Source organism: Arthrobacter sp. B10-11 (assembly GCF_033142195.1).
Taxonomy (GTDB): Bacteria; Actinomycetota; Actinomycetes; order Actinomycetales; family Micrococcaceae; genus Arthrobacter; species Arthrobacter oryzae_C.
The window spans coordinates 193,868-205,967 of sequence record NZ_JAWMTH010000005.1 but is presented as its reverse complement, the minus strand read 5'-3'; the positions used below and the strand labels follow the sequence as shown (position 1 = coordinate 205,967).

Sequence of the window (12,100 nt, the reverse complement as noted above, 5' to 3'; positions counted from 1 at the left end):
CCGGACGGATGCTCTCACGCCAGTTCAGGCTACTCACAGGCATCCGTGTAAAGTGGAGCGGGTGTTAACGGTCTCTTCGGGTCTCCTGACGGTCCCGCTGGCTGCTTCTGGGGAGTAAGCGGCTCAGCTGATTTCACTATCAGCATCCATTCCGGGCGCGGCCATCGCTGCGCCCTTCCGGCGGTCATGACCCGTACTTGGCGTGCCCTCATGGGGCTCCTGCCATCCCTGTTAATGTCCCCAACAGATATGTATCCCATAAATGAAACACATGACCACACCCATCATGGCTGTGTTGATCCTCCTTATTGGAGTATTGACCGCCGGCTGTGCCGCCGAATCGGCGCCCGGCCCGTCGGCCTCCCCCAGTCCTTCGTCAGCGAGCGCCAAAGCGTCGCAGGCACCGCTGAAGGCTTCACCGCCACCTAGTTCGACGCCGGCCGCGGCCCCCGTCGAGGAGCCTGCACCCGCTGCGGCTTCCGCCCCCGAACCTGCCGCCGCAGCCCCCGCGCCGGTGGCCGTGGCCGCAGCTGAGCCCGTGGCCGCACCGGCAGCCAGCAAATACCCGCTGCACACCAACGTTGTGAGCACCACTTTCTGGGTGGGCGAAATTTTCAACGCCAGCCTGGCTGACGGATCCCAGGTCTGCTCCACGTACAACGGCCAGTGGGCTTTCCAGCACACGGGTATCAATGCAGGAACCACGCCCGCCTCGGCTTCCGGTTGCCCCGGCAGCATCTACGGCGGGTGCGACGGCGTGAGCTCCGGTTCCGGTAGCTCGTTTACTTGCGCCACCGAAGCACGCGATGCCTCCAACGGGTACTTCCCTAAGAACCAGCCCACCCCGCTGGAAAACCCGTTCTACCTTGACCTTCCCTACGACGACGTGAATGACAGTGTTGCGTTCCAGCAGCGCTGCCAGGTCATTCCGTGGGCCGCGGCGGACAACGCCGCCACCGGTGTCAACCACTGCGCGGACAGCAGCTATTCATACATGAAGAACCGCTGGGTGCAGATGACCGGACCGAACGGCAACGTCTGCTACGGCCAGATCGAGGACGCCGGTCCTTCCAGTGGTTCCGAATACCATGACGCGAACTACGTCTTCGGCGCCGCCGACGCCCGCCCGGCAAACACCGATTTCTCCGCCGACGGCACCCAGGGCGCGGGAATGGATGTTTCCCCGGCACTGAACGGCTGCCTCGGCTTCGCCGAACTGGACGGCAGCGGCGATCATGTCTCGTGGAGGTTTGTTGACCGCGCAGACGTTCCGGCCGGACCGTGGCTGAAGGTGGAAACCACGTCAGGCGTGAACTGGTAGCACCGCTCTCGCGTTGAGCGCAGAGGCGCCCCTGGTGCAGGACCGCAGTGTCCGTGCACCAGGGGCGTTTTTCTGTCCTACCGGGTGATGCCGGCGCCCGCGGTTGCTTCTTCCAACTCGAGCGCCTCCCCTTGGATGCGCCGCACCGGGCTGACCCACACGCCCGAGGAGGCTGCGGAGAACGCCCTGGGCAGCACCATCAGGCAGATCACGGAGTCGAGGATCCGCATCAGCGGAAAGAACGGCGCCATGAGCAGGATGCCCGGCCGGCGGAGGGCAATAGCCGCGACAACGGTGAGCGCGAGGTCGGGAATGAGGACACCCAGGAAGACGTCCTGCGGACGCAGGAGCCCGGACAGGTAAAGGAAGGATTCGCCGTTGGCCCCGAAGGCCTGGAGTTGCATCGATGCCACTAGCGAGAGGAGGAAGACCGGAATCAACAACACGAAGAACAGGCAGCTCAGGACGAGTTCGATGATGTACAGGACCAGCACGAACCAGAACTTTCCGGCCTGCAGGCGATGCCGCCGGACCGTCTGCCAGAAGCCGAGGAGCCACCGCCGGACCTGCCGGGTGTAGTCCTGCAGGTTGTCCGGGTCCTGTGTATACGCCACAGCCGCGGACGGGTGGAAGGCTATCCGCCCCAGTTTCTTGGCATGGATCTCAAAGGTCATGTTGAAGTCCTCGATGACCAGTCCCGGTGCCAGCACCTTGATCTTCGCGAGGGCGCTTGTCCGGTACATGCTGGCAAAGCCCGGCACGATCGACACGACGTTTGCGCCCCTGGCCGCCTGGCCGTACTTGAGCAGCAGCTGCACCACGATGTACAGCCGTTCACGGTAGGCCACCAGGAAACGGCCAAGCGCCGTGGGTGCAGGCGGCGTCATGATGGACTTTGCCCGGCCGGCCACGGCAACCACGGAAGGATCCTGGAAGAGCGGCAAACCGGTCTCGAGGTAGTCCGGGGTGGGCCGGGTGTCCGCGTCCAGCAGAAGCACCACTTTGAACTTCCGGCACAGCTCGAAATGGGCAATCCCGGCGGCCAGTGCTCCGGCTTTTCCCCTGTTCGCTTCCAGATCGAGCACTTTGACCCCGCATGCGCGGGCGATGGCCGACGTGTCGTCCGTGGACATGTCCGAGATCACGTGGATGTTCCTGAGCGGCACCAGCGCAGATGCGGCCCGGAGGGTTTCCCTGATGACCAGGGCTTCGTTGTGGGCAGCAATGAGCACTGCAACATTTGCCGGCAATATCCGTGGGCCCCTTACCCGGTGACGGCCGTGTTCCCGCTGGATCTTCCCCCGGTGCGCCCGTGGCGCCGGCAGCGTGTGGGCTCCATGGGCGCCTGAGCCCACCCGGCCGGCCAGCGGCATGCGCTGGAGAAGCCGGAGCATCCGGCCGCTCAGCGGCGGTCCCAGCGTGACCCGCCGGATGTACTGCTCATTGGCCAGGCGCAGCAAGCCAACGAACGACCAGAAGATAGTGCTGACTCCGAGGACAAGGACGATGTATACGGCTATCACAGCGACGGCGCTCCAATCGTGTCGTACATGGCATAGTCATCCGTGACGAGCGTGCCATTCCTGAAAAGGTTTAGCCCGAAGCTGATGGCGGTGGCTCCGGACGGTAACGCCGGAGTGGTGAAGCTGGCTTGCGTGTAGGAACCGGCCGCGGCGAACCACGGGCTGGACGTCCAGTAGACCCAGGCACCGGCAGAGTTCCGGTAATAGACAGCGAACTGGGTTACCGTCGTCGACGTATACCAGGCGCGAAGTGAATATGTATGGCCGGCGACGGCCGGCGGCGCGCACGATCCCGTGTCCAGAGTCTGCAGGAGTTTGGCGTCACCGTTGACGTAGTTGCTCACCATCAGGCGTTCTGCCTTTGTCCCTGTCCTGGCGGTCGAGACGGTGCTGAACGCCGCGGTGTTGGAACCGTATCCGGCCGTTTGCCAGCACTGCGGAACCGAGCCGGCGCCGGCCGTCTCCAGGCTGGCATTCTGCACAAGGTTTGTTCCGGTCGGCGGGGGTGGCGGCGGTGGCGTGGACGTGGACGACGCTGTGTCCACCATTTCGTAGTCGTCCGTGGTAAGCGTTCCATTGCTGAAAAGGTTGAGCCCGAAGCTGATGCCGCTTGCTCCTGCAGGCAGCGCGGGGGTTGTCCAGCTGGCCTTTTGGTACGTTGTGGCGGGTCCAAACCACGGACTCGAGGTCCAGTAGACCCATGACCCAATGCCGGTCCGATAGTAGAGCGCGAACTGGGTGTTGGCGGTGGATTTATACCAGGCGCCCAGCGTGTACATGTGCCCCGGCGTGGCGGTTGGCGAACATCCTCCGAGGTCCAGTGACGGCAGCCATTTGGCATCGCCGTCGACGTAGCCCGTCACCACCAGCCGTTCTGCCCTGGAGCCGGTCCGGCCCGGGCTCACCGTGGTGAAAGTGCGTGAGTTTGTGCCGTAGCCGCCCGCCTGCCAGCATTGGGGAACCCCGTTCACCAGGGTTTCAAGGCCGGGGTTCTTCACCAGGTTGCCGGTCGTTGGCTGTGGCGGGACGGCCGGGCCGGAGACTGCGGGCTTCACTGTTCCGCCAATGACCTGATTCACCGTCTTGACTGTGGTGGTGGCCGGCCGGGCCTTTAGCCAGGCAGCGAACTGCTGAAATACCGTAGGGGTGACGTTCAGGGGATCCGAGCTGGAGGCCGCGATGTGGTGGAACGTCAGCTGGATCCAGCCGCCCACCGACTCGGCCTGGGTGACGGACCGCTGGAGATCGGCCAGCGTCCACGTGTTGTCCACCTGGTCCGGCGCCCTTGTGTTGTAGGCATTGGCCGGCGGAATGGACTCGGCGAGCGGGCATCCGGCGCAGCTGAACCGGGTCTGGATGTCACCGAGTCCGCGCGCGCTGTTGTACCCGCAGTTCCTCACGATGCCCTCTGCCGCGGTATTCGACGATGCAAAGGGGTACGCGAAGCTCGTCACGGCGAAGCCCCAGTTGGTCAGGTTGACCCGGTCATTGCACACCTGGCGGGTGGCTTCGTCCGACGGCAGCGTCACCAGGTCCGGATGGGTGACGGTATGGCCGCCGATCTCGTGGCCGTTCGACGCCAGGGCCTGGAGGTTGGCAACAGTCAGGTAGTTAGTGCTGTTGATGACCCCGGACGTGATGTAAAAAGTCCCGTCGATCCCAACGTTGTTCATGATCTGGGCGGCTGTCATCTGGTCCGCGTTGCCGTCGTCGAACGTCAAAGTCACTACGGTGGGCGCCGCCGCGTTGGCCGGAAAAGCCATTGCGGCCAGGCCGGACACGGCCAGGGCCACAATGCCCATGGCCGTCGCGGCCGTGCGCGCCCAATTCCTCCAGCGCCGCAGGGCGGGGCCTGCGTCAGACTGACTTGCTAATCGCCCGGAAGTTTCTACCCTCATGGGAATCGACTCGATTCTGGTTTTCGAGCCCGTGGAGCGTCTGCGCTGGCAACGGGCGGGGCCTACGGCGCCGGCGGCGCCCCCGTATCGAACATCTCGTAGTCATCTGTTGTCAGCTCCCCGTCGCTGAACAGATTCAAACCAAAACTGATGCCGACGGCGTCTGCCGGCACCGGTGGTGCAGTCCACTCAGCCTGCCGGTAGGCAACGCTGGCGGGAAACCAAGGGCTGGCTGTCCAATAGGTCCAGGTGCCAACCTTGTTGCGGTAGTACAACTCGAACTGCGTGGATGCCGTGGACGTGTACCACGCCCGCAGCGTGTAGCTGTGGCCGGGGACAACGCTCGGCGCGCACGCCCCCAGATCCAGGACAGGCAGCAGCTTCGCGTCTCCGGAGGCGTAACCGGTGACGTCCAGCCGCCGGGCGATGGTGCCGGTGCGGCCCGGAGTCAGCGTGCTGAGGACGTGCGAATTCTGGCCGTAGGAGGAAACCTGCCAGCATTCGGGAAGACCGTATTTGCCGGGCGTTTCCAGCCCGGGGTTACGGAGCGCATTGGTGCCTGGCGGCGCAGGCGGAGCAGACGGTCCCGGAACTGCCGGCTTGGCTCCGCCACCAATGACATCGTGCACTGTACGGATCGCGGTGGTCCCCTCGTCCGTGCGCGTCACCAGCCACGCGACGAAGTCGCTGAAAAGCGCCGGTGCCACGGACCGCGGGGTGCCGCTGTCATCGATGTCGTAAAAGCTCAGCTGCAGCCAGCCCCCGGTGGTTTCAGCTTGCATCACTGACTGCTGCAGGTCTGCCAGGGTCCACGCAGCGCCGACCTCCGGTGTCGACTTCGTACTGAACGGGTCGGCCGGCCGTACTGTTTCGGACACAGCGCAATCAGCGCAACCGAGCCGGCTGCGGAGTTCGCCCTGGCCGCGTGCGCTGTTATAACCGCAGCCGGCCACCATGTTCCTGGCTTCCGGCGACGTTGCGGCGAACGGATAGGCAAAGGATGTGACCTTGAAGCCCCAGTCACTAAGGTTGGTCCGGTCATTGCACACCTGCCGGGTGGCTTCATCAGGCTCGAGTGCCGTCAGGTCCGCAAGGGTTGCCGTGTGGCCGCCGATCTCGTTGCCGTCGGCGGCCAGCGTGTGCAGGTCCTCCACAGTCAGGTGGTCCTTTGCCCCCATGAATCCCGAATTGACGAAGAACGTTCCGCGCAAACCGTGGCGTCGAAGCGTCTGGGCGGCTGCCATCTGGCTGGCACGTCCGCCGTCGAACGTCAGTGTCACTGTGGTCAGAGCCAGGCTGGTGTCCACCGGGGCCGCAAAATTTTTCAGTGGGCCCGGCACGTTTTCGGCCGCCGGCGTCCCGCCCCTCGGGGCGAAGGCGGCGGATCCCGTCAGGAGTGCAAGTCCGGCCAGCCACGAGACAGCCAGGAGCGTGGTCCGTTTTCGTTGCTTCGTCACCCCGGCTCCGGGCGGAACGGCTTGCTCCCCCGGCAGTTCATGCCTTTGGCTCATGACAGATATCCCCTCTTACATCCGTATCGCCCGGCCGCAAGAGGATCCCCCCAGGCCGCAGTACTTCATGAATTGACCCTTTGAAGGGGTCGGTGACGACTGGGGGGAAGCCTTGGTCTCAAAGGCTTGTTCGCCACCGACCCCCGTTCATGGGCCCCGGGCTTGTGCACCAGGGCTGGCTGCCTTGAGGCAGCTGCATCGGCAGAATAGGGAGGGAAGTCAACAGCGGGTTTCGTTGCCCCCGGCGTTCCTGCCGCCGTGGCCGTCACGAAACGCCGTTCAGGGGCATGGCTGCGTGCTTTCGCCCGCAAAGTTGCGTCCATTCCCATTTCGAGACCCGTTTCTCCCCCGGAACTCTGAATCTATCCGACATCCAAAGCCTATTAAGAGGGGGGTCCGGCGGCACGAGTGGTGCCTACCCGTCTTTCATAGCCATAGCTGACGGGCGGTCCTGGCGCCACTCGCCCACTACGCGATTCGGTACTCGTTGCCCACTCGAATACACCCGCAGGGGCCGGCCCGTAGAAGCCACCGGCAGGGCTGCCGTGGTGAAATGGTGTCTAAGTAAACCAGAGGGGGGCGTGGGATCCAGATGACAGCCATTAACCGCGGCTCGGATCCGGGCGCCGCGGCGGAAACGGACCCGGCCCCACCGGGGCTAGCCGAGGGGTCCCCCGTACCGGGGCTAGCCGGCAGGTCCCCCGTCCGTCGCTCGGCCGTCCAGCGGTTGGCCCGGCGGTTCACACGTTCGGGGTTACAGCTGCGCTGGCCTTCGTCGCCGCTGATGACAGGGCTGGCCGTGGCCGTCATCCTGGCCGTCGTCATTTTTTTCTGGGCCTGGCGGTCCGGACTGGCCACGGGGGCCCCGCAACCCACCTGGTTTGCCGGTTACGTTGACGTCACTGTCTCGCCGCCCTATGACTTCGAAGAGGCTGCGACGGACGGCACCAGGGATGTGGTGCTGGCATTCCTCGTCGCATCCCCTGAGGACGTCTGCGTGGCCAGCTGGGGCGCAGCCTACGGCCTTGAGGAGGCGAACGGCGCCCTGGGCCTGGAGAAGCGGCTCTCGGATCTCCGTTCCCGGGGAGGATCCGCCGCCGTGTCCTTTGGCGGCGCCCGGAACAGTGAACTGGCCACCACGTGCCGGGATGAAGCGAAGCTCCGTACTGCGTACCGGGATGTGGTCGAACGCTATGAGCCGGCATTCGTCGATTTCGATCTTGAGGGCGCCGATCTCGTAGACCAGGCCGGCGGCGAACGCAGGGCACGAGCAGTGGCCGCCTTGCAGGGTGACCGGAATTCCTCCGGAAAAGAGCTCGCTGTCTGGTTAACGCTTCCGGCTTCTCCCCGCGGCCTGACCGATGCCGGCATCGCGGCAGTGGAGCAGATGCTCCAGGCGGGCGTCCAGCTGGCCGGCGTCAACATCATGACCATGAACTACGGCGCCAGCCGCGGGAGTTCCCAAAGCATGCTGGAGGCCGCCAAGGCCGCGGCGGACGCAACGCATGACCAGCTGGGCATCGTGTACCAGCGCGCCGGCATCAACCTCAGCCGCGAACAGACCTGGAAGAAAATCGGGTTAACGCCCATGATCGGCCGCAACGATTTGCCGGGCGAGATCTTCGAACTGGACGCGGCCCGTGCCCTGAAGGACTACGCGGTGGAGTTGGAGGTCCAACGCCTCTCGATGTGGTCGCTCAACCGCGACGCTTCCTGCGCGTCCGGTGAGCAGGGGGAAAGCGCCACGTTCACCTGCAGCGGCGTGGACCAGGGAACTACGAGGTTCTCCGATCTCCTGGGATCCGGACTTCCGGGCAGGATGGGCTGACCGCCGGCTGCTACCTCACCTGGCTGGTGGTGACCACGTTCAGCCAGGGGCCCGGCGGAACATCCTGCCGGTCCACGAATTGCCAATCGACCTTGTCCGCTTGTCCGTTCAGCGCGCTGAACCCGAGGCAGCCGTTGAGGGCAGGCGAAACGTCCATTCCTGCGCCGTTGAATTTCTTGTTGGCCGGCCGCGCATCGTTTGAGCCAAAGACGTACTCTTTGTCCTGGTACTCCCCCGGGCCCGCATCCTGGATCTGGCCGTAGCATTCCTTGCCGTCCTTGCGGATCTTCACCCAGCGGTTCTTCATGTAACTGAAGGAACGGTTGGTGGCCTGGCCTTTGTAGCCTTCGTCGTTGGCCCAGGGAATGACTGTGGCGCGTTCACGGAAGGCAGCGGCATTATTAATGTCGTCGTACGGCAGGTCCAGGTAAAACGGGTTCTCCTTGGGCTTCATGCTGGCGGGAGCGTAGCCGTTGGAACTTGACCGAGGTTCAGTCTCACAGCCGTCCGACGTGAGCTGGCCGTCACAGCCGCCGTAGCTCTCCATCCACTTCGAGTCATAGGTGGAGTAGACCTGACTGCCATCTGAGGCGGTGGGGTCAAAGACTTCGCCAACCCAGAACGTGGTGGCCACAATATCCGTGTGCCAGGGGTACTTCCCCTGTGATCTTTGCTTCGGTTCCTGGGGCGTGCAGGCCGTGGCGATCATTGCCAGCAGCAGGACGGCCGCCAACAGGCCGCTGAAGCGGCGGCGCTTGAAGCCTGGGTCCCTCACTATGATCCCCCGAACCGATGAATTTTCAGTGTTGCGGACTGTACCGGACTGAACAGCGGCGAGGGCGGCCGCGCGCAGGAGATTCCTCCGACTGCGCGGCCGCCCCGGCCGTGCTGGGACTTACCCGGGCGTCTTACATGCCCTTGGGGAAGTTCAGGTTGTAGCGGTAGATAAAGGCCGCCACCTGGTCGCGGTTGATGGATGCGCCGGGCCTGAAGGTTCCGTCGGCGAAGCCGAAGGTAATTCCCATGGCAGCCAGCCATCGCACCTCGTTGTAGAAGCCGTTACCGGGTCCGACGTCGGGGAACACAGGGGCCGTTGCCGGAACCGCCGGGCTGCCGTTCATGCGGTACATGAACGCCGCCATTTGGTCACGGTTGACTTGCTCGTAGGGATGGTAACCGCCGTCGGCAAACCCCCTGGTGATGTTCTGCGAGGCAAGCCACTGGATCTCGTTGTAGAAATCATGGGTGGTTGGAACATCCGGGAACCTTTGCGGACCGGCCGGTATGGCCGGGCTTCCCGCAAAGCGGTAAAGGAAAGCCGCCATCATTCCGCGGTCCAAGGTCTGCCCCGGCTTGAAGGTTCCATCGGCGTAGCCCGTGGTGATCAGGTTGTTCGCCATCCAGCTGATCTCGTTGTAGAAGAGGAACGTCGAAGGAATGTCCGTGAACGTCTTGACGCCTGCTTTGTCGTACAGCTCATAGTCATCGGTGGTCAGGGTGCCGTTGGCAAAGAGATTCAGGCCGATGCTGATGGCCGTGGCATCCGCTGGAACAGCCGGACTCTCCCATGAGGCCTGGACCCACGTGTCGGACGCGGCAAACCAGGGACTGGACGTCCAATAGACCCAAGCACCCTGAGACGTGCGGTAGTGGGCGTCGAATTGCGTCACACCGCCCACTGCCTTGTACCAGGCCTTGGCCACATAGGTGTGTCCGGGAATCGCGCTGGGAGCGCACTCCCCTGTGTCCAGTTGAGGCAGCAGTTTACCGTCTCCGGTGGCGTACCCCGAGACAACCAGCTGCTGTGCAGCCGTGGCTGTGCCGCCGTGGCCGGGTGAAACGTTGGAGAACGTGCGGGTGTTGGTTCCGTAACCGCCACCCTGCCAGCAACGCGGAAGCAGCGACCCGTTGAGTCCGGGGGTCTCAAGGCTTGGATTCTTGATGAGGTTGCCGGTGGTCCGGGGTGCCGGAGCCGGCGGGCCCGCCACCAGGGGCTTGGTAGTTCCGCCAATGACTTCCTTGACGGTCTTGACCTGCACCGGAGTGGCAGCGTTTGCCGGTGAGGTTTCCTCAGCTGCCAGCCAGTCGGCAAACTGGTTGAAGAGGTCCGTGCTGACGGTCAGGGGATCCTTCACACCCGAGACGGGGTCGATGCCGGTGCCCACGTGGTGGAAGGTCAGCTGGACCCAGCCGCCTCCATTGGCCTTGGCCTGGGTGACCAGGGTTTGGAGGTCTGCCAGCGTCCAGGTCTCATCGAGCTGGTCGGGCGCGCCGGTGTAGTAAAGATCGCCCGGGGTCAGGCTCTCGGCAAACGGAAAGGCCTCGGATCCCGCCACCTTGCTCCGGATGTCGCCCAGGCCGCGTGCGCTGTTGTAGCCGCATGCTGCCACGGCCGCCTTGGCGGCATCATTGGACGATGCAAACGGATACGCGAAGTTCTGGATGTCCAGTCCGTAGCCTGCCAGCGTCACCCGGTCGGAGCAGACCTGCCGCTTCAGCTCATCGGGTCCCACCGCAGCCAGGTCAGCGTGGGTCACGCTGTGGCCGCCGATCTCGTTACCTGCATCCTGCAGGGCCTTGGCCTGCGCGGCGGTCATATAGCTCGGCCGGTTCATGTAGCCCGACGGCAGGAAGAACGTGCCCGGCATGCCCAGCGCATTGATCTTGGCCGCGGCCGCAATCTGGTCGGCATTGGCGTCGTCGAACGTCAGTGTCACGACAGTTTCGCCAACAGCGTTGGCGGCCGGGGCGGTGAGCCCCAGCAGGGAGGCGGCCAGGGCCACCGTTGTGGAAGCTGCCAGCCAGCGTGCCTTGCGCCGGCCGGGAGGCCTTTCAGCCCTGTGCCGGGGCTCTGAGGCCGCAGTGGAGCGTTGCAGAAGCGTCATGGAACTCAACTCTTTCGTCGAAGGTGCACATAACTTTTGACGGTTGCCGCCCCCCGTACGGCGCGGCACCTCACGGACGGCTAGTTGGCCGCCATCGTGACTTTCCACCCGAGCGGATCGGGTGCTTTCACCGGGCGGTGGTCAGCCGCCACGTTCAAGATGATCTGGTCCAGTGTTGTTTTAGGGTCGAAGCCCACCAGATCCTTCGCCTTGCCGTTGTTTGGCACACGGCGGCGCATGTCTTCATATCCCTCGGCGTACGCCTGCTCGTAAGGCACCAGCGTGATCGTGCTTTCGCTGCCGAGCAGCTCCACGATCCGCTGCGCGAGCGTCAGGATCGAGATCTCGTAGCTGCCGCCCAGGTTGTAGGCATTGCCGTAGGCTGATTTCTCTTCGGAGATTTTGGTGATGGCCGGGACGATGTCGCCGACGTACGAGAAGCACCGTGTCTGGTGTCCGTCGCCGTAGACGGTCAACGGTTCTCCGGCGAGCGCCTGCTTGACCAGGCGCGGCACCACCATTCCGTAGCGGCCGGTCTGCCGTGGGCCCACCGTGTTGAACAGCCGCACGATCGCAACCGGGAGGCCGAACTGCCGCCAGTATGCGTGCGCGAATGCCTCGTCGATGCCCTTGGCCGCAGCGTAGGTCCACCTGGACTTGAGCGCTGAGCCGAGGATCCGGTCGGACTCCTCCGAGAGGCTGTCCGAGGTGTTTTTCCCATAGATTTCACTGGTGGACGCCAGGAGCAGCGTGGCGCCGGATTCCAGGACAGCGTCCAGCACCACTTCCGTGCCATGGATGTTGGTGCGCAGGCTCTCCAGGGGGTGCTCCACGATGAGGTTTACGCCGACGGCGGCCGCCAGGTGGAAGACCCTGTCTGCGCCGGCCACCACCTTGTCCACCGCCTCGCGGTCCAGGATGCTGCCTTCCACGAAATGAAAATCCCGGTGGCCGATGACAGCCCTCAGGTTTTCCAGGCGCCCGGTTGAGAGGTCATCCAGTACGGTGACGGTGTCCCCGGCCGCAAGGAGGTGCTCCACGAGATGGCTCCCAATGAAGCCGGCTCCGCCGGTGATTGCTGTTTTCACTTCTCCTGCTTTCTTTTGAGCTCAGCGGGGCCGCTGGAATCACTGG

General features: G+C 64.2%; 8 protein-coding genes. 2 read left to right on the top strand and 6 right to left on the bottom strand.

Translation table 11 applies throughout. The features are described 5' to 3' along the window. The first annotated feature begins 271 nt into the window (after window positions 1-271). Complete coding sequence (locus RW112_RS16465; protein ID WP_317782797.1) at window positions 272-1,321, top strand: hypothetical protein; 1,050 nt, start codon at window positions 272-274, stop codon at window positions 1,319-1,321. A gap of 77 nt (window positions 1,322-1,398) precedes the next feature. Here RW112_RS16465 and RW112_RS16460 read toward each other — a convergent pair whose 3' ends face one another. The 3 genes from RW112_RS16460 to RW112_RS16450 all read right to left on the bottom strand — a co-directional run bounded on the left by RW112_RS16460 (window position 1,399) and on the right by RW112_RS16450 (window position 6,253). Further along, a complete protein-coding gene (locus RW112_RS16460) occupies window positions 1,399-2,844 on the bottom strand; it encodes a glycosyltransferase family 2 protein (RefSeq protein WP_317782796.1) in 1,446 nt (481 codons plus the stop codon). Then, entirely contained in the window at window positions 2,841-4,646 is a 1,806-nt protein-coding gene (locus RW112_RS16455; protein ID WP_317782795.1) for a polysaccharide deacetylase family protein, read from the bottom strand. Before RW112_RS16455 ends, RW112_RS16460 begins: the two co-directional genes overlap by 4 nt. A 158-nt stretch (window positions 4,647-4,804) precedes the next feature. Continuing rightward, window positions 4,805-6,253 (bottom strand): polysaccharide deacetylase family protein, encoded by a 1,449-nt coding sequence (locus tag RW112_RS16450; RefSeq protein ID WP_317782794.1) that lies wholly within the window; start codon window positions 6,251-6,253, stop codon window positions 4,805-4,807. Between the two features lie 784 nt (window positions 6,254-7,037). Between RW112_RS16450 and RW112_RS16445 the strand changes: the two genes are divergently transcribed. After that, the gene (locus tag RW112_RS16445) at window positions 7,038-8,081 is read left to right on the top strand and encodes a chitinase (protein WP_317782793.1); all 1,044 of its coding nucleotides are present in this window, start codon (window positions 7,038-7,040) and stop codon (window positions 8,079-8,081) included. A gap of 10 nt (window positions 8,082-8,091) precedes the next feature. Here the strand turns inward: RW112_RS16445 and RW112_RS16440 are convergent, their stop codons facing one another. The 3 genes from RW112_RS16440 to RW112_RS16430 form a co-directional block, all read right to left on the bottom strand. Beyond that, window positions 8,092-8,856, bottom strand: a complete 765-nt coding sequence (locus RW112_RS16440; RefSeq protein WP_317782792.1) for a hypothetical protein — start codon at window positions 8,854-8,856, stop codon at window positions 8,092-8,094. A gap of 133 nt (window positions 8,857-8,989) precedes the next feature. Then, the gene (locus RW112_RS16435) at window positions 8,990-10,966 is read right to left on the bottom strand and encodes an S-layer homology domain-containing protein (protein ID WP_317782791.1); all 1,977 of its coding nucleotides are present in this window, start codon (window positions 10,964-10,966) and stop codon (window positions 8,990-8,992) included. A gap of 80 nt (window positions 10,967-11,046) precedes the next feature. Beyond that, on the bottom strand, window positions 11,047-12,054 hold the full coding sequence (locus tag RW112_RS16430) for a dTDP-glucose 4,6-dehydratase (protein WP_317782790.1): 1,008 nt from the start codon (window positions 12,052-12,054) through the stop codon (window positions 11,047-11,049). Window positions 12,055-12,100: the final 46 nt, after the last annotated feature.